Consider the following 18678-nt stretch of genomic DNA (forward strand, 5'->3'; position numbering starts at 1 on the left):
GATGGATGTTCTTGGTTTTGTTCCCGGCATTGTGTTCGGGATGATGTTGATTCCGATCTTGCTCGGTTTCGCCCGCTTCTTTGGTTTGTATTGCTGCGTCGCCGAGTGCGAGTCGCAGGTGTTCACGTTGTTCGGCAAGGTGCTGGGTGAGATCAAAACGCCTGGTTTGCAATTTCCTTTGGTGCACTTTGGTGCCAAGGCGATGTTGATCCCTTTCTTTGGGAAGAAGTACGTCGTCGACACGGCGCTGCGTCAGCACTACTTGCGCAGCCAGATGGTCAACTCAGAAGAAGGCACACCGATGGGAGTCGGGATTTGGTACGAAATGCAGGTCCAAGATCCGACCGCGTTCTTGTTCACCAATGCGAATCCGGATGGGTCGTTGCAAGCCAACGTGACCAGTTCGACGATCTCGACGCTGAGCAATCTCGAGATGGAAAAGATGCTCGAGGATCGACACAGCCTTTCCCGGACTGTTCGGCAAGCGGTGTCGCCGCTGTCAGAAAAGTGGGGCTATCGGCTGGGGTCGGTTTACATTCGAAAGGTTGCCTTCACCGACCGGCATATGGTCGAGAATATCACCGAAAAAGTCGTCAAACGATTGGTTCAGGTGACCAGTGCGATGAAGCAGGACGGCGAAAACCGTGTGGGTTTGATCAAGAGTGAGACCGCACTGAAGGTGTCCAGTAAGATGGCCGAAGCCGCTGCGGCGCGTCCGAGCGTCGTGGGTGAAAAACTGAACGAGATCGCCAAGCGAGATCCCGAAATCCTGGAAGCGGTGCTTCAGGTGATGGAGGCTGAGAACTTGCTTGAGTCGGGTGCTTCGGTCAGTGTTTTACCAAGCTCGGCGAATGTTTTGATCCAAGCCAACTGAGCTTGCTCGTAGAGACTGCCCAACACGCGATTTGAAATTCGATGCCGTTCACTCCGACTCATGTTGCAGCGGCGATTCCAATCGCGTGGATGGCAAAGTGGCGTTTGCCCTTCTCCGCTCTCGCGATCGGGTGCATGGTGCCCGATGCCGGCGTCTTCTTTCCGATGCTGTTTGACTACGAATCGTTTCACAGCATTCGTGGGCTGTTCATCGACTGCGTTCCGGTCGGCGTCGCCGCGTACTTTGTTTATCACCTGCTGATCAAGCAGCCAGCGGTGGAGTTGCTGCCGGGACCGTTGCGGACCAAGGTGCGACCGATTGCGGATCGTCCGGTTTCGGTTGAATGGCATTCCATTCTGTTGGTCGCGGTTTGCGTTTTGGTCGGTGCGTCGACCCATGTGCTCTGGGATTCGTTCACGCATCAACATCGCTGGGGATCGATGATCGCGATACCGTTTTTGTCAACGGAGGCGTTCTCGATCTCGGGTCGCAGTGTGCGATGGTATGCCGTGGCTCAACACTTGTCGTCGCTGTTCTTGTTGCCACCGATGGGCGTGTTCGCGCTGAGGTGGTTGTGGAAGCAGCCCGAAGGTGGTCCGGAACCCAAGCGAACTCGAATTCCGGATTCGGTCACGTTGTCGGTGATGGCGGTGGCGTGTTTGTTGATGTTGGTTCACGCATCGTGGGTGTACGCCGTGCATTCGGACTACGGCGTTGCATTTGCGCTTCGCCAAAGCGTGATGATCTTCGGTGCGTTGATGATTGTGACGTTGGTTGTTTACAGCGTCATCATGCACACGATCTGGTCTCGTGCGGAAGCGTCGTCACCGGACGGCCAGTCGCCCTCGTGAGAGAACCGGCCGCACGATGGTTTGCATTGTGCGTTCTGGTTGGTGATATCTGCATGGCTTGATCTTGGGTGCTTTTAAGTGCTGATCCAGCCCGTGACTTGAAGAACCTCGCCCGTGAAAGAGGTGGTGCAGTTTTGCTGCACCCTCCCCTCGCTTCGCTCGACCCTCCCAGGGGGAGGGTGATGGTAAACGCCTGGCAGTACGGCACTTAAGAAAACACACGATATCTTCGTCTCAAGGGAGGTTCGTGTCGCGGGAACCCACTGAAGATTCGCTTTGAAAATCTGCCAATCATTTCTCGGTGGGGGACCACCGAGCGACAGGTTCGTGGCGAGTGATCAGTCGTTGATGATCAAACGTTTCGCGGTTCGTGCCAGTTCCAGGAACTCGGCTCGGAGGCCGTGTTCGTCATCGCCCTTGGCATCCGTCGCGGTGGCGATCACGTCGTCCATTGTCCAGGTCCCCGCGTGGGTGCTGTTGCGAAGTTGCATCCCAAAACCGGCGACTGCGGCTGCGAACTGGAAGTCCGCATCGGCCTTCTCAAAAGGCTCGCTCTCGTTGGCCAGCGGAAACGCGAGCTTCTCGCTGACGTCGCCTTGTGGTGGCTTGTGGCGAATCTTCAGCGTTAGGATCTCCTTGGTCGCTGAATTGTCGAAGGTCTCTGGGTCTTGAGGTTGAGCTGCTTCCTCGGCATCCGCATCGCCACTGGGTTGATACTTCAGCGGATCGACATCGGGTGCAATGGAGTCAGGAAGCTTGCCGACCGGAGCGATCTCGTACAGAGCCGTCACGCGGTGCCCTGCTCCGATTTCACCAGCGTCGACCTTGTCGTCGTTAAAGTCTTCCTTTGACAAAATCCGGTTTTCGTAACCAATCAATCGGTAGGCCGAGACGACCGCGGGATTGAACTCAATTTGGATCTTCACGTCTTTGGCGACCGTGAACAGCGTTCCGGCGACTTGATCCGCGAGGACCTTTTTGGCTTCGGCAATGGTGTCGACGAAAGCGTAGTTGCCTGCGCCGGAGTTGGAGATGCGTTCCATCATCGCGTCGTTATGGTTGCCCATGCCGAATCCCAGCACGGTCAGTTCGGTGCCCGATTTGGATTGGCGAGTCGCTTCGGCCACCAATTGATCGGTGCCCGTCATGCCGACGTTGAAGTCACCATCGCTGCACAGGATGACTCGGTTCACGCCGTCCTCGATGAAGTTCTCTCGGGCGGTTTGGTAAGCGAGTTGCAAACCGGCACCACCATTGGTGCTGCCACCGGCGGAGAGAGCCGACAGGGCGCGGACGATCTTCTGTTTTTGCTTGACCGGGGTTGAGTCGAGGACCAATCCCGAAGAGCCCGCGTAGACCACGATCGCCACACGATCTTTGTTTTTCAGTTGTTCGAGCAGCACCTTCATGCCTTCGATGACCAACGGCAATTTGTTGGGACGCTTCATCGATCCGCTGGTGTCGATCAAGAACACCAAGTTGCAACGCGGGCGTTCTTTGCGGTCGATGTCTTTGGCTTGGATGCCAACTCGCACCAACCGATTGTTTTCATTCCATGGGCAGGAGGCGACCGCCATTGCGGAAGAGAACGGAACGGGATCTTCAGCCGATGGGGGCGTGTACTGGTAATCGAAGTAGTTGATCAGTTCTTCGATGCGGACCGAGTCGGGACGTGGCAGTTGGCCTCGTTGAAGGTAGCTGCGGACTTTCGCGTAGCTGGCGGTGTCAACGTCGATGGAAAACGTGCTGAGCGGATGCTCGGTCACGCGTCGGAATTCGTTTTCCGTGATCGGTTCGAATTTGTCACCCGACATGCCGGGGCCCTGGCCTTCGCCATCGGGCGTGGGTGGCACACCCATGCCTGGCAATCCACCAGCACGTCCTCGCGTCAATTCTTCCTGTTCACTCTCTGAGACACTGCGTCCAAGCACTTGCAAGGCAACTCGGTCGCTGGCTGGTTGGTTGGGTGCGGAAGAAGGAACTGGCGTGAATCCAAAGTCAGCCGTCATTGGTTTGCCAGCCGAGGGTTCGTTGGGAGCTGGCAGCGCCCCATCCTTGGGTGCAACGGGCGAGGCGGGAGCCTCGGCAATCAGGGAGCCACTTTCACGAACGAAGCGAGGATTCGCAACGCCATCCATCGAGTCCCCTCCCATTCCGCCGCCCATCATGCCCATGCCTTCCATTGCCGGGCCAGCCATCTCCATGTCCATGCCGCCCATTCCCATCATTGGATCATCAGCTCGCTTGGCCCTCCTTCTAGACAACGATTCCCACTCATTCGCCGAAGGAAGCGAGAATTCAGCAACCTCTTGGGGACTTGCATCCGATGCAGTGACTTCGGCGGCAGACGATATTCCTGAGACACGGCTGGCTGCCTGCAAGCCAAAGGACTCGCCCTCGGCCTTCGTTTCCGCTGGCATTGATTTGGCAGCGGAACGGTCGAATGGTTGGTAAACCATCTCAACATCTTCGACTTGCATCTCGTCATTCATCACCATCGTGTCCAATCGTTCCGGACCAGATTGATCGGCGGCACTTGTTCCAACTGCTGGGTGTTGGTGAGAAGCCGTTTCGCGGGCGGTGTGCACCGCTGGAACTGAAAGCCCAGCCAGGATGCCAACAATGCTTGCCGCGACCGCAAGTTGGACCCATCGGGATTGGAACCAGGCGGTGCCAGCCGCTGAGCCGGCGGAGACTGGAGCTTCGTCGGCTGGAGCCGTTTCGCTTTCGCGAACGATGCTTTCGACGCGGTTGGATTCCAGTGGTGGGACCGCCGCGGAGTGAAAGAACGACTCGACTTGCTCGGTGACCGCGCGAGCTTCCTCGACGGCGGTGGCGAGTTCTGGGTTGGCGTTCATCTCTTCGGTGAACTGAGCGGCTTCGTTCTCAGGCAGTTCGCCCAGGACGAATGCCGTGACGCGAGGGTCGTCCCACGGAGGAGAAGTGGATGAGTTGGACATGATGGATGATCCGATGACGGAAGAATGAATTGGAAGAAGTGGTCAGGCTTCAGGTGACGGCCAGACCATCGCGAAGCGACTTGACGGCTTGATGAAGATGAAAGCCGACGTTGCTGACGGTCATGCCGGTGACGTCAGCGATTTCTCGGTAACTCAGTCCAGCCTGCATTCGAAGCTGGATGACTTCGCGTTGTCGGGGCGAGAGCGTTTCAATCGAAGCCGCGATTTGCTCGTGGGCCTCGTGGTCTTGGGCCACCGCGTCGGGGCGCGGGGCGGGATCGATGACGGCGACGGCGTCAGGATCCAGTCGGTCAGGGGATCGTTTGCGTTGCATGTCAATCACTCGTGAGCGGCAGACGGTGAACAGCCAGGGGGCCAAGCGGTCGACCAAGTCGTCGGGCCGTTTGCGACACAATTGCAAAAACGTTTCTTGCACGGCGTCTTGAGCGGCGGTGCGATCCGCCAGCATCCCGGTGGCGTAGGCCAACAAAGGACGCTGGAACTGGTCGACGACCTCAGCGATCCACTCGGCAGTCCGAGGCCCGGAGGAATCCGGTTCAGACGCTTCTGGATCGACGAGGTCCTCGGCCGCGGAGGTGGAGGCCGGGTGACTCATGGCGGTTCATTGCGAGAGGAAGAAAAGGGAGGCGAACCATGCCGCCTCCAAGGACTCAACGAGTGGGGGGCGGGTTTCTTAGGAGGATGGCAGAAAAAGATTGGGAAGATTCAGGGGTGCCGTCACTCCGCGTTGCTCCGGTACGGCCTACTTGGCTTGGTCATTTGCCGGTGGAGATTGAAAAAGTTCAATTGACAATTTGAAATTGTAAAATTTTGGTTGGGAGGCCAAGGATTCGGCGTTTTGGCGGCCAGTTGTTGCTGCCGTGCTGATCTACCCAACGTTCGCCCAGAGGGAGTTCACCGAATTTCAAATTTGCAATTGTCAATTTGACCTTTTCAATCTTCGCCATTGTCAGGTTTCCCGGTCCCCTCATCCCTCGAAAAACAGCTCCTCTCGACGATTTGGCGGGTCGACTGCTATGGTGTGCGGTCTCTTTTAGCAGCCTGCTTCCCCGCCCACCGGCCATCTCGCGGATTTTGTCGTGATATTGATTCTGAAAAACGGCGCGACCGACGATCAGATCGACCATGTGATCCAAAAGGTCGAGGCGATGGGGTTCCAAACGCACCTCAGCCGCGGGACGTATCGCACGATCATCGGCATGATTGGCGACGAGAGTCTGACCACCGAACAACAGCTTCAATCCATCCCCGGCGTGCAACAAGTCGTTCCTGTTTTGCCCCCTTATAAATTGGCCTCCCGAGAAGCTCACCCTGAATCCAGCGTCATCGACGTGTCGGGAGTGAAGATCGGTGGAGGCAACCTGGCCATGATCGCTGGGCCGTGCAGCGTCGAAGATCGCGACCGGATGATGCGGATCGGCGAGAGCGTCGTGAAATCGGGTGCCAACCTGTTTCGCGGGGGAGCTTACAAGCCGCGGACCAGCCCCTACGCGTTTCAAGGTCTTGGCGAAGCCGGCCTGAAGATCCTGCGGGAAGTGGGCGATGCGTTTGGCGTGCCTGTCGTGACCGAAATCACCGACCCGCGAAACGTGGAGTTGGTGGCGGAGTACTCGGACATGCTGCAGGTCGGTGCCCGCAACATGCAGAACTTTGTGTTGCTGACCGAGGTTGGGAAATCGGAACGCCCCGTTTTGCTCAAACGCGGGATGGCCGCCACGATCCAAGACTTGTTGATGAGCGCCGAGTACGTGCTGTCGCAGGGCAATCCCAACGTGGTCCTGTGCGAACGTGGTATCAAGAGCTTTGATCCCTCCACTCGCAACCTGTATGACGTCGCTGCTGTGCCAGTCGTCCAAGGGCTGACGCACCTGCCGATCATTGTCGATCCGTCGCACGCGACGGGCCGACCTGACTTGATTCCGCCGTGTGCCTTGGCGGGATTGGCCGCGGGTGCCGACGGCGTGCACATCGAAGTCCATGACTGTCCCGAAGAAGCCAAAAGCGATGGGGCGCAAGCCTTGTTGCCTGAACAATACAACGAGATCGTCGAGAAGATGGCCGCCATGGCCAACCTGCTTGGCAAAACGATTTCGCCCCTTCCGAATTCAACCACTAACAACACCCCGCCAACCGAGGCCCTCGCGTGAGTCGTCGCATCCTGATTGCTGGTAACTGGAAAATGAACATGCGTGCCGAGTCCGGCGCGTCGCTTGCGAAAGGCATTGTCGACGCGGTTGGCAAGTCGCCCGCAGTGGAAGTCGTTTTGTGCCCCCCGTCGCTGTACCTGAGCAGTGTGGCGGATGCCGTCGCCGGGACTCCCGTCGAACTGGGCGCTCAGAACCTGTACGCCGCCGAAGACGGTGCCTTCACAGGCGAAGTCAACGCGTCGATGTTGACCGACGTTGGTTGCCGATTTGTGATCTTGGGTCACAGCGAGCGTCGCCAACTGATGGGCGAAACCGACGCTTGCGTCGCGAAAAAGCTGCACGCCGCCTTGGCTGGCAACTTGGTTCCGATCGTGTGCGTGGGCGAAACGTTGGAACAACGCGAGGCCGATGACACCGAATCGGTCATCGAAACGCAAATTCGCGGATCCTTGGAAGGCTTGGACGAGGCACGTGCTGCCAGCATCGTCGTCGCTTACGAGCCTGTTTGGGCGATCGGGACCGGCAAAACGGCCAGCAAAGAGCAAGCGGAGGCCGTTCACGCCTTCATTCGTGGCCTTTTGGGAAAAATGTTCTCGACCGAAGTCGCCGAACAAATCCGAATTCAGTACGGTGGCAGTGTGAAACCGGGCAACGCGGAAGAATTGTTGTCCCAACCCAACATCGACGGGGCTCTTGTCGGTGGTGCGAGCTTGAAAGTGGATGATTTCGCTGGAATCATTCAAGCAGCTCCCTCCGCCTGATCCGACTCTGTTTTCATTCCCACAACCTTTCCATTTCAACGGATTGTTCGCCGTGAGTTTCGCTTTCGATTCTTTGCTCCAACCCGCGTCGTTGGTCAATCACCTGATCCCCACCCTGCCCTTGGCCTCGTTCATGAGTGTCGTTTTGGGTTGGTTGATGGCGTTTTTGTCGGTGTTCTTGATCCTGTTGATCTTGATCCAACGCGGCAAAGGCGGCGGTTTGACCGGAGCCCTGGGAGGTCCCGGCGGTCAGTCGGCATTCGGCAGCAAGGCTGGTGACACGTTCACCGTCATCACCGTTGGCACCGCCGCGGTTTGGGCTTTGGTTTGTGCGTTTGCGATGTACCAATTGGGCGCCCACGCCCCCTCGGTTGCGGACACCAACGAATCGCAGATTGGGTCCGGACCTGGCGACGATGTTGAAGACATCACCAGTGGTTTGGTTGTGCCAACCGGCGACGATGGAGAGGTCGCCGCGGGAGTCGGTTCGATCGGAAGTTTGTCCTCAGGCGATGCCGAAGTGGCCGAAATCGAAGCCGCTGTTGAAACCGAGGCCGTTGAGGAAGCTGCTGCAGAGGCCGATGCCGCTGTCGAAGAAGCTGAGTCGACCGACGCCGAAACCACTTCGGACGAGGAAACTCCGTGACGCAGGCGTCCCTCAGCACGCAAGCAAATCTCTCTTCGCCGCAGGGCGGGTCGCCTTACCCGTCGCTGCGCAGCATGACCGGCCAAGGTCGAGGCGAAACGTCTGGTTCCGCTGGTTCGGTCGTCACCGAGATCCGCTCGGTCAACAATCGCGGCCTGAAAATCATCCTTCGCACCAGTGATTTGGTGTCGGAGTTTGAACCGAAGATCGAATCCTTGGTGCGTCAGCACTTGCATCGCGGCAGCGTGACCGTCCAGGTTCGCTTCACGCCCCCGCCCGGGGCCGATTTGCCTCGCATCAACACGGAGGCGGTGCGGTCCTACGCGGAGCAATTGGCTCAGGTGGCGGATTCGTTGGCAATGGGCGATGCGGTGACTTCCACGAACATTGATTTGGCACATCTGATGCAGATGCCAGGTGTGTTGGAATCGCCTTCCGCCACTTCGCAGGGGCAGTCAGAAGACACGGAAGCTTCAATCGCCAAGTGGGTGTTGATTCAGGAAAGCGTTGGATCGGCGTTGGATCGGTTCAAACAGATGCGATCCGACGAGGCCATTGCGATGGCCGAATCGATCGAGCAAGACATGACGCTGATCCAGACACGCTGCGAGGAGATCGCCAAACGCAGTCCACAGGTGGTCGCTCGTTACCAAGAACGGCTTCGCGAACGCATTGAGAAGGCGTTGGCGGACAACGGATTGTCGGTGGGCGACCCGGTGGATTTGATTCGCGAAGTCCAGTTGTTTGCAGATCGTTCGGACATCAGCGAGGAACTGACCCGTTTGGGCAGTCACTTGGGGCTGATGCGAGCCGTTTTGGTCGGTGACTCCGATTCGGACGCGGCCAATGCCACCGCCGGGGATTCGGCCAGTCGCGGTGAAGCGGTTGGCAGGAAGCTTGATTTCATCATTCAAGAACTCAATCGCGAAACCAACACCATCGGCAGCAAAGCCGGGGACGCGGAAATCGCCGAGCATGTGGTGGAGATCAAGTGCGCGATCGAACGCATGCGTGAACTCGTGCAGAATCTGGAGTAGCCGTCGGTATGAACGATCCAGCCAACCAACACGCCGACGAAACCACCCATCCGGGGAGGTTGGTCATTGTCTCCGGTCCCAGCGGCGCGGGAAAATCGACTGTTGTCAAGGAATTGATGAAACGCTGCGACGTGCCGTTGCAACTCAGTGTTTCCGCGACGACTCGCGAGCCACGTCCGGGAGAAATCCACGGCAGGGACTACTTTTTCCTGTCCCACGAAGAATTCGAGCGTCGTCGAAAGACGGACGACTTTGTGGAATGCAAGCAGGTTTTCAGCCTGGGACAGTGGTACGGGACCCTGAAAGATCAAGTTGCCACTGGCCTGAATGCCGGGAAATGGGTAATTTTAGAGATTGATGTGCAAGGTGCGATGGCGGTCCTGGATGATCCGCATTATCGCCCCGTGACGATCTTTGTGCATCCTGGCAGCATGGAAGAGTTGGAGCGACGGTTGCGAAATCGTGGCACTGAATCAGAATCTGCCTTGATTGCTCGACTGGAAACCGCGGCGGCTGAGATGCAATGCATGAGCCGCTATCAATACGAAATCATCAATGAATCGGTTGACAATGCTGTCACCGAAATTTGCCAGATCTTACTGGATCAAAGGAAAACGACGCCGTGCTCGAAGAACTGAAAGAAGAAGAAATCGTCAACAAGATCGGTGGCCGTTTCAAACTCAGCACCCTGATCCAAAAACGACTCGTCCAGCTCAACCAGGGCAGCCGTGCGTTGGTCAGCGTGGACACACACGACAAAATGTCGATTGTGCTGCAAGAGATCGTGCAAGACAAAATTTTCCTGAACATGGAAAACGAAATCGAAACGGTCGGCGATCTCGATGCCATTGTGGCCGCCAGCGAAGCACCTGAGCTGGATCCGTCGGACTTGTAATGGAACCCAAGCCGCAGCGAATTCTGTTGACGATTGGAGGCGGAATCGCTGCGTACAAAGCGGCCGACCTGTGCAGTAAATTGGCTCAGGCCGGTTATCAGGTCCAGGTCGTCACCTCGCGGGCGGCGACCGAATTCATCGGCGACGCCACTTTGGCGGCGCTCTCTGGTCGCCCGGTCGTTCACGATGTGTTCGACCCCCGTTTCCCGCTGGGCAGCCACATTGAGCTGACACGGGGAATCGACGCGATGATCGTGGCGCCGGCGACAGCGAATCTCTTGGCCCAGTTTGCCCAGGGGATGGCGGCTGATCTGATCAGCACCCTGTATCTGCAAAACACCAGCCCTGTGTTGCTGGCACCCGCGATGAGCGATCCGATGTGGAGCCACCGCGCCGTTCAGCGGAACGTGCAGACGCTTCGGGAGGACGGTTGTCATTTGGTCGGCCCGGAAGACGGTTGGCTGAGTTGCCGTGTCAAAGGCACCGGTCGAATGAGCGAACCAGTTGATCTTTTGCTGGCGTTGGAGTCGGTGCTGAAAGATCACTGCTGAAATCGGTCAACCCAGTTCTTCGAGAACCCGGGTCTGTGATCCCGAAATCGTGAGCTCTCGATTCATGCGACAATCCGTCACTCATGAAATCGGTTGCAGAGAGTTTTGGCAATGACATCGCGAACCAGATCTTTGGCACAATTCTGGTGGAGGAGAGCGACTAGGATTGAATGCTCGTTTCCTCGAGAACCGATCTTTTCTAAACAGCTGAATCCTCCCGGAAGCGGCAACCATTTTCGCAAAACGATCGCCACGGATCAAAAGTGAGACTGGAGTTTCCGGCGTTCCAACGGTTCAATGATTGTCTCTGGCTTGGGATTTCCCAGGCGAGTTGCACTGCGTCTCGCGTTTCACCATCGAGTTATTGAATAGCTTTCATGACGGTCCACGTTTTTGGTCACCGCAATCCGGACACGGATGCGATCTGCAGTGCTTTGGCCTACGCTGATTTTCTTCGCCGAACGACTCGTCCCGATGCGGTTGCGGCTTGCTGCGGTCCGCCCAATCAGCGGACCGAATTCGCGTTGCGAAAAGCGAAGCTGGCGGCTCCTAAAATCATCATGGATGTTCGGCCGGAGCTGGAGGACATCTGCAATCGAGATGTGGTGGTGGCACGCACATCGGATGTGTTTTACGAAGTCTACGAACGAATGGACGAGCATGAGCTGCGGGCCATTCCCGTGTTGGACGACAACGATCAATTGATCGGATTGGTCACGTTGCTGGATCTGTTGGAACTGGTTTTTCAGGGCGGCGTGGACCCCTACCGTTCGCGTGAAGTTCACACGAACCTCGACAAAGTGGTTTCGGTGTTGGGCGGATCGTACCAGCACTCCGTGGATTCCGGCCTCAACGAGGACATGATCCTGACCGTGGGCGCGATGAGTGCGGGCGGATTCTGTGAGCGGATGAAGCAGTTCCCCTCCGATCGGTTGCTGGTGGTCAGTGGTGACCGTCCGACGATTCAGTTGCCCGCGCTCGAGATGGGAGTGCGTGGGTTGGTGGTGACCGGCGGTTATCAGTTGTCCAGCGGGTTGATGGAGCTTGCTCGCGGGCGTGGCGTGACGGTCATCAACAGCCCCTTTGACACAGCCACGACGACGATGCGGATCAAAGCCGCTCAGTTGATTGAAGAGGTCATCACGCGTGACTTTCTAGCGCTTTCGGCGAAGCTGCCGGTTGCCGCGGCCAAGCAGCAAATCTACCGCTCGGCACAAACGGTCTTTCCGGTGGTCGACAATCAGAAACTGATTGGGGTGCTGAGCAAGTCGGACATGGTTCACCCGCCCCGGCCTCAGTTGGTGCTGGTCGATCACAACGAAATCGGACAGGCGGTCGAGGGGGCAGAGGATTCTGACATCGTGGAAGTGCTGGATCATCACCGGCTTGGCGGTTCATTGAAATCCACCGGGCCGATCCGGTTCATCATGGATCCGGTTGGATCGACGTGCACCCTGGTGGCACGCATGTTTCGACAAGAAGGTTTGAAGCCGGAACCCGGGATGGCGCTGTGCATGGCTTCGGGAATCATCAGCGACACGTTGTATTTGCGATCACCGACCACCACCGATGTCGATCGCGATCTGTTGGCTTGGCTGCAGGAATTCTGCACGGTGGAATTGGCTGACTACGCCAATGAGTTCTTCGAAATTGGTTCGGCGCTTCGATCTTGCACGCCGGACAAAGTGGTTCGTGAAGACTGCAAGCAATTCGAAGAGAACGGGCGTCGATTCTCGATTTCGCAAATTGAAGAAATTGGTTTGGATCTGTTTTGGGAACGGCAGGCCGAATTGAGTCAGGCGTTGGTCCGTCTCTCTGAAGAGCAGGGGCTGGAGTTTTCGGCTTTGTTGGTGACGGATATTTCGAGCAACGGGAGTTTGTTGCTGATGAGCAGCGAGCCCGATGGTTGGGAGGAGATCAATTACCCTCAGCTCGAGGATCGATTGTATAAATTGGACAACGTCGTCAGTCGCAAAAAACAATTGTTACCGCTGATCAGCAGTCTGCTGGAGCATTCACCCGAACCCACGTGAGCCCGTCATGCAGTTTCGCATCGCCCATTTGATCTTGGCGTTGACGTGGGCTGCGATTGTTTTCGCATTGGTTCGATTTCACATGGTGTTCTGGGTGGCACTCTGTCCAGTGACCATCGGGCCGTTGGCCGGGAGAGCCGCATCAGGAACCCTCGAAGGCATGGTGCTGGGGCTTCTGTCAACGATGTTTTGGTGCTTCCTCGCGTCGGTATTCGCAGGCATGGTGCTCGCATCGTTTGCTGTGGCGGCGTTTCTTCAAGGCTTGGGGTTGGACACTCCGGTGGGGCTCGTGATCGGTCTGGCGGGTTTCTATTCACTGATCAGTTTGTTTGCTGGGTACATTGGTGGTCGCATTGCGATCGCGTGAGTTGACGGATGCGATTGTTGGCGTGATGTTCCAGCACAAGTTCCACTTTCCTTTGTTGCGAGGCTCAAGATGGCTCGATGGCCCGGTGTGAAGCTCTTTGATTTGTCCGGTCGGTCCGCGCTCGTCACCGGAGGTTCCAAGGGTCTGGGCGAAGCGATGGCGGCGGGGCTTGCCTCCGCGGGGGCCAACGTTTGTTTGGTCAGTCGCAACGAACAGCAGGCGTCTGAGGCGGCTCAAAGGATCGCGGAGGAATACCCTGTGGAAGCGATCGGCATCGGCGCAGATGTGACCGTCGAAAGCGATGTCGTTGAGATGGTGCAGCGATGCGTCGATCAATTCTCGGGCTTGGATGTGCTGATCAACAGTGCCGGCATCAACGTGCGAGGTTCCATTGATGAGCTGACGCTCGAACAGTTCCGGCAGGTTCAGGCAACGAACGTCGACGGCATGTGGTTGTGCTGCAAACACGCCAGTCAGGTGATGAAGTCCAGCGGTGCCGGTCGGATCATCAACCTGGCCAGCACACTTGGGTTGGTGGGGTTGGCCAACCGGACACCCTATGCATCCAGCAAGGGGGCGGTGGTGCAGATGACGCGTGCGTTGGGTTTGGAATTGGCGCCCCACAACGTGACCGTCAATGCGATTTGTCCCGGGCCGTTTCTAACCCCGATGAACGTGCCGATCGCTGAGTCAGAAGAGGCCAAGAAATTCATTGTTGGGGCAACGGCCCTGGAACGCTGGGGAGAAATGCAAGAGATCCAAGGGGCGGCAATCTTCCTCGCCAGCGACGCGTCGAGCTACATGACGGGCAGCATGCTGACGGTCGATGGAGGTTGGACGGCCCGCTGACTCGAAACCCCAAGGCTTTCGGCTGCCGTCGCTCCGCGACTGGTTGAGTGGGGCGGGATGATCGAACAACCGCGGAGCGGTGACAGTTGTCAGCCTCGGGTTTTCAACCCGAGGTCTTGGGCCTCACCCTCTCGCTCGACAAGCCGCGGAGCGGCGACAGGTGGCGAGCGATGCGATGGGGGCTCGATTGAAAAAGTGAAATTGTAAATTGAAAACTCCGGACGACGACGACGACGCGAATCGGGGGATCGTTCGACGGCGAGCCTCGCCCCGGATGGGGCCGGCATCGGGCATGCCGCATGGGCCTCGCCGACGCGTCGGGCTTCCATTTCGACGGGCTCGGAAGGCCTTCGTAGGGGGGCTCAAACCCGGGGGGCGTTCGGTGACAGTGCGGCAAGCAACTGTCGTCGCTCCGCGACTGAGGAGTTGTATGTCGTGGGCGTGTGACCTTGGGTTGAAACCCCAAGGCTTTCGGCTGCCGTCGCTCCGCGACTGGTTGAGTGGGGCGGGATGATCGAACAACCGCGGAGCGGTGACAGTGGCCAGCCTCGGGTTTTCAACCCGAGGTCTCGGGCTCACCCTCTCGCTCGACAAGCCGCGGAGCGGCGACAGGTGGCGAGCGATGCGATGGGGGCTCGATTGAAAAAGTAAAATTGTAAATTGAAAACTCCGGACCACGACGGCGACGCGAACCGGGGAATCGTTCGACGGCGAGCCTCGCCCCGGATGGGGCCGGCATCGGGCATGCCGCATGGGCCTCGCTGACGCGTCGGGCTTCCATTTCGACGGGCTTGGAAGCCCTTCGTAGGGGGGCTCAAACCCGGGGGGCGTTCGGTGACAGTGCGGCAAACAACTGTCGTCGCTCCGCGACTGAGGAGTTGTATGTCGTGGGCGTGTGACCTTGGGTTGAAAACCCAAGGCTTTCGGCTGTCGTCGCTCCGCGACTGGTTGAGTGGGGCGGGTGATCGAACAACCGCGGAGCGGTGGCAGTTGCCAGCCTCGGGTTTTTAACCCGAGGTCTTGGATGTCACCCTCTCGCTCGACAAGCCGCGGAGCGGCGACAGGTGGCGAGCGATGCGATGGGGACGATTGAAAAAGTGAAATTGTAAATTGTAAATTGAAAACTCCAGGCGACGACGACGCGAATCGGGGGATCGTTCGGCGACGAGCCTCGCCCCGGATGGGGCCGGCATCGGGCATGCCGCATGGGCCTCGCTGACGCGTCGGGCTTCCATTTCGACGGGCTTGGAAGCCCTTCGTAGGGGGGCTCAAACCCGGGGGGCGTTCGGTGACAGTGCGGCAAGCAACTGTCGTCGCTCCGCGACTGAGGAGTTGTATGTCGTGGGCGTGTGACCTTGGGTTGAAACCCCAAGGCTTTCGGCTGCCGTCGCTCCGCGACTGGTTGAGTGGGGCGGGATGATCGAACAACCGCGGAGCGGTGACAGTGGCCAGCCTCGGGTTTTCAACCCGAGGTCTCGGGCTCACCCTCTCGCTCGACAAGCCGCGGAGCGGCGACAGGTGGCGAGCGATGCGATGGGGGCTCGATTGAAAAAGTAAAATTGTAAATTGAAAACTCCGGACCACGACGGCGACGCGAACCGGGGAATCGTTCGACGGCGAGCCTCGCCCCGGATGGGGCCGGCATCGGGCATGCCGCATGGGCCTCGCTGACGCGTCGGGCTTCCATTTCGACGGGCTTGGAAGCCCTTCGTAGGGGGGCTCAAACCCGGGGGGCGTTCGGTGACAGTGCGGCAAACAACTGTCGTCGCTCCGCGACTGAGGAGTTGTATGTCGTGGGCGTGTGACCTTGGGTTGAAAACCCAAGGCTTTCGGCTGTCGTCGCTCCGCGACTGGTTGAGTGGGGCGGGTGATCGAACAACCGCGGAGCGGTGGCAGTTGCCAGCCTCGGGTTTTTAACCCGAGGTCTTGGATGTCACCCTCTCGCTCGACAAGCCGCGGAGCGGCGACAGGTGGCGAGCGATGCGATGGGGACGATTGAAAAAGTGAAATTGTAAATTGTAAATTGAAAACTCCAGGCGACGACGACGCGAATCGGGGGATCGTTCGGCGACGAGCCTCGCCCCGGATGGGGCCGGCATCGGGCATGCCGCATGGGCCTCGCTGACGCGTCGGGCTTCCATTTCGACGGGCTTGGAAGCCCTTCGTAGGGGGGCTCAAACCCGGGGGGCGTTCGGTGACAGTGCGGCAAGCAACTGTCGTCGCTCCGCGACTGAGGAGTTGTATGTCGTAGGCGTGTGACCTTGGGGTGAAAAACCAAGGCTTTCGGCTGCCGTCGCTCCGCGACTGGTTGAGTGAGGCGGGATGATCGAACAACCGCGGAGCGGTGGCAGTTGTCAGCCTCGGGTTTCAACCCGAGGTCTCGGGCTCGCTCTCTCGCTCGACAAGCCGCGGAGCGGCGACAGGTGGCGAGCGATGCAATGGGGACGATTGAAAAAGTGAAATTGTAAATTGTAACTTGAAAACTCCAGGCGACGGCGACGCGAACCGGGGGATCGTTCGGCGACGAGTCTTGCGCCGGACCGGGCGGCTTCCTTTGCTCGGCTCGGAAGCCCCCGAGACCGATCTCAGCGGCGGTAGGAATGCACGCCGACGTCCGTCAGCAGTGTTCCCATCGCCCGGCTGATCTGGACCAACGACAGGCTGTAGTTGGTTTGGTCAACATGCAATTGCCGCTGGGATTGCAGGAGCTCCTCGCTAGCGTCGATCAAGAATTCCAACTGGATTTTTCCGGCGTCGTAGAGGGCTCGCGAAGATGCCAAGCGGTCTTCGCCGGCTTGAACGCGAGCGAGTGAATTCTGCAGGGCAGCGAAACTGGATTGGCTGTTGGAAATCGCATCGTGGATCTCATAGGTCACCGCGTGCTGTTGCTCTTCCAGGATGGAGCGTTCGCGATGGAGTTGCAGGGTGGCGTTGCGAACAGCCGATTTGGCTTGTCGACGTTGGGGGGCCACGCCCATCTCAATCCCGAATTCCCATTCCGTGTGATCCAGTGAAAACAGGTCGTCAGTGGCGCTGGCGAATCGCGGTCCTTCGCCGGTCAGGTCATCGCCAAAGCCTCGCACCCGGGTGCGACCGATCATGTCCAACCGTGGGAGCAGGAAGTTCTTGGCCGCGACGAGTCGCAGGTTTTGTTGCTGGACTTGGAGACGTTGGCGTCGGAGTTCGGTTCGGTGCTGGAACCCGCGGGCAACGCTGTCTTGGATTGCAAATTCAAACGGGGCGGTGGTGAAGCCGTCCGCTGGTCTCAACAACCTGCCATCGGCGATGGGCAGGCCGATCATCCGCCGGAGTGTTCGTTCCGCGTTGCGAATGCCTGTGTCGCCAGCGCTGCCGCCCAGTGCGATCTCGGCTTCGCGTTGATAACGATAGTATTGAGCACGGGTTTGGGCTTCCTTGTAGGCTTCGCCGCCCATCAGCCCGGACTGTTGCTTTGACAGCACCGTTTGCCAGATCTCGTGCGAAAGGTCGCGAGCCTGGCAAATGCTGGCGTAAGAATGATAGAGTCGCTGAAGTTGCCAGTAGGCGGTGTAAAGTTCGAGAAAGTAGTCACGCAATTGGATCTCAAAATCCGCTTGGCTGATTTGAGTGTTGATCTGGGCGATCCAAATCCCGTTTGAAAAATTCAGTCCCGGTCGCGCGTTGGGGCCCGCGATCAGGTTGAATGATTGTCCCGCACCTTGCAGCAATGGTTGCCGGACTCCCAGTTCCAGTTGCGTTTCCCAGTAGCTTGGGAACGAGTTGCCGGCCCGGTTGTTGCTGTCGTACTGCTGAATCGACTGCAGGTCCCACTGGGTGCCCCAGGCGGTTCGCTTGGTCCAGCCGGATTGGAATTGAGCGTAGTCCTGGACCAGCTCTTGAACTTGCCCTCCCAGCGTCGCGTTGTTGAAGACGCGGTCGTTGTTTTGGGTGGTCAGCGAGGCATTCAGTTGGCTATCGAATTCTGCCAAAGCCGCTTGTGGACCAAACATCGGGTCGGAGGCTTGGATGGCGGTGTCGTACGCCGTGGTGACCGAGGCCGGTGCTTCGAGTACTCGCACGCCCAGCGACCGGATGACATCGCTGTTTTGCAAAGCCAACGCGATCATCTCGGCTTCGGTCAGGTCCCAGAACTCGGGTGCCTGCCCGAGATTCAGTGTTTGTTTGGAGGACGCTGCCTCGACCGGTGTCCGTGATGCACTGGCGGATTGGTTGGAGACGCTTGCCAGGCGAGTGTGATCGGCGGAGCCCAATCGCATTGGTCGCCGCGTGTTCTGGTTTCCGGCAAAGGAATCGCCGAGATGAGCGGGGGACTGAGGGAAGCCGCCATTCCTGGCCTGGTCACCGGTGCGAGGGGACGCCTGGGGGGCGGAAGGAGCTCCCAGTTGGGCTGCTGACGCAAGGTGTTGATCCAGCCTGGGGCGGTTGGTGCGACATCCCAGGGACGAGAATGTGAGTGCGAGTGCCACGCTGGAAAACGCCAGCACGCTAGCCCAGCCACCGCGAAAGCGATGGTCGACGCACAGCGATGACGGGTGGCGTTGCAAAGGCATGCGTGGACAGACGGTCGGGAAACCTACAAACTTGTTGAACGCACTCGAAACCAAACTCTGTCGTGTTATCGTCGCGAGGCGAACACGCCAGGCACTTTGGACCGCGATGCGTGTTCATTCGTCACGACCGTTGACA

General features: G+C 58.4%; 16 protein-coding genes. 12 read left to right on the top strand and 4 right to left on the bottom strand.

Annotation, left to right across the window (positions count from 1 at the left end; translation table 11 throughout):
• The first annotated feature begins 1 nt into the window (after nt 1).
• Together PSR62_RS09405 and PSR62_RS09410 are read left to right on the top strand one after the other, a co-directional pair.
• Entirely contained in the window at nt 2-874 is an 873-nt protein-coding gene (locus PSR62_RS09405) for an SPFH domain-containing protein (protein WP_047815026.1), read from the top strand.
• Between the two features lie 41 nt (nt 875-915).
• On the top strand, nt 916-1725 hold the full coding sequence (locus PSR62_RS09410; RefSeq protein ID WP_274407517.1) for a DUF4184 family protein: 810 nt from the start codon (nt 916-918) through the stop codon (nt 1723-1725).
• Between the two features lie 338 nt (nt 1726-2063).
• Here PSR62_RS09410 and PSR62_RS09415 read toward each other — a convergent pair whose 3' ends face one another.
• The 3 genes from PSR62_RS09415 to PSR62_RS09425 all read right to left on the bottom strand — a co-directional run bounded on the left by PSR62_RS09415 (nt 2064) and on the right by PSR62_RS09425 (nt 5653).
• Nucleotides 2064-4685 (bottom strand): YfbK domain-containing protein, encoded by a 2622-nt coding sequence (locus tag PSR62_RS09415; RefSeq protein WP_274407518.1) that lies wholly within the window; start codon nt 4683-4685, stop codon nt 2064-2066.
• A 49-nt stretch (nt 4686-4734) separates the two neighbouring features.
• Complete coding sequence (locus PSR62_RS09420) at nt 4735-5301, bottom strand: RNA polymerase sigma factor (protein ID WP_274407519.1); 567 nt, start codon at nt 5299-5301, stop codon at nt 4735-4737.
• A 187-nt stretch (nt 5302-5488) separates the two neighbouring features.
• On the bottom strand, nt 5489-5653 hold the full coding sequence (locus PSR62_RS09425) for a hypothetical protein (RefSeq protein WP_274407520.1): 165 nt from the start codon (nt 5651-5653) through the stop codon (nt 5489-5491).
• A gap of 132 nt (nt 5654-5785) precedes the next feature.
• Between PSR62_RS09425 and aroF the strand changes: the two genes are divergently transcribed.
• From aroF to PSR62_RS09475, 10 genes are all read left to right on the top strand, one after another.
• Nucleotides 5786-6853: a 3-deoxy-7-phosphoheptulonate synthase gene (gene aroF, locus PSR62_RS09430; RefSeq protein WP_274407521.1), complete on the top strand. Its 1068-nt coding sequence runs from the start codon at nt 5786-5788 to the stop codon at nt 6851-6853.
• The gene (gene tpiA, locus PSR62_RS09435) at nt 6850-7614 is read left to right on the top strand and encodes a triose-phosphate isomerase (protein WP_274407522.1); all 765 of its coding nucleotides are present in this window, start codon (nt 6850-6852) and stop codon (nt 7612-7614) included. Before aroF ends, tpiA begins: the two co-directional genes overlap by 4 nt.
• A gap of 52 nt (nt 7615-7666) precedes the next feature.
• On the top strand, nt 7667-8260 hold the full coding sequence (gene secG, locus PSR62_RS09440) for a preprotein translocase subunit SecG (RefSeq protein ID WP_274407523.1): 594 nt from the start codon (nt 7667-7669) through the stop codon (nt 8258-8260).
• Nucleotides 8261-8334: 74 nt separating this feature from the next.
• Entirely contained in the window at nt 8335-9297 is a 963-nt protein-coding gene (locus tag PSR62_RS09445) for a YicC/YloC family endoribonuclease (RefSeq protein WP_338020186.1), read from the top strand.
• 8 nt (nt 9298-9305) lie between these two features.
• Entirely contained in the window at nt 9306-9935 is a 630-nt protein-coding gene (gene gmk / locus PSR62_RS09450; RefSeq protein WP_274407525.1) for a guanylate kinase, read from the top strand.
• A complete protein-coding gene (locus tag PSR62_RS09455; RefSeq protein ID WP_047815018.1) occupies nt 9920-10192 on the top strand; it encodes a DNA-directed RNA polymerase subunit omega in 273 nt (90 codons plus the stop codon). Before gmk ends, PSR62_RS09455 begins: the two co-directional genes overlap by 16 nt.
• Nucleotides 10192-10743: a flavoprotein gene (locus tag PSR62_RS09460; RefSeq protein WP_274407526.1), complete on the top strand. Its 552-nt coding sequence runs from the start codon at nt 10192-10194 to the stop codon at nt 10741-10743. Before PSR62_RS09455 ends, PSR62_RS09460 begins: the two co-directional genes overlap by 1 nt.
• A gap of 377 nt (nt 10744-11120) precedes the next feature.
• The gene (locus PSR62_RS09465; protein ID WP_274407527.1) at nt 11121-12776 is read left to right on the top strand and encodes a putative manganese-dependent inorganic diphosphatase; all 1656 of its coding nucleotides are present in this window, start codon (nt 11121-11123) and stop codon (nt 12774-12776) included.
• Nucleotides 12777-12783: 7 nt separating this feature from the next.
• Nucleotides 12784-13143 carry a hypothetical protein gene (locus PSR62_RS09470; protein WP_274407528.1) on the top strand — a complete coding sequence of 120 codons (360 nt, stop codon included), beginning with the start codon at nt 12784-12786 and terminating at the stop codon, nt 13141-13143.
• Nucleotides 13144-13212: 69 nt separating this feature from the next.
• Nucleotides 13213-13992 (top strand): SDR family NAD(P)-dependent oxidoreductase, encoded by a 780-nt coding sequence (locus tag PSR62_RS09475; protein ID WP_274407529.1) that lies wholly within the window; start codon nt 13213-13215, stop codon nt 13990-13992.
• Nucleotides 13993-16577: 2585 nt separating this feature from the next.
• Here PSR62_RS09475 and PSR62_RS09480 read toward each other — a convergent pair.
• Complete coding sequence (locus tag PSR62_RS09480; RefSeq protein ID WP_274407530.1) at nt 16578-18542, bottom strand: TolC family protein; 1965 nt, start codon at nt 18540-18542, stop codon at nt 16578-16580.
• Between the last annotated feature and the right edge of the window lie 136 nt (nt 18543-18678).

This window comes from Rhodopirellula sp. P2, from assembly GCF_028768465.1.
Classification (GTDB): domain Bacteria; phylum Planctomycetota; class Planctomycetia; order Pirellulales; family Pirellulaceae; genus Rhodopirellula.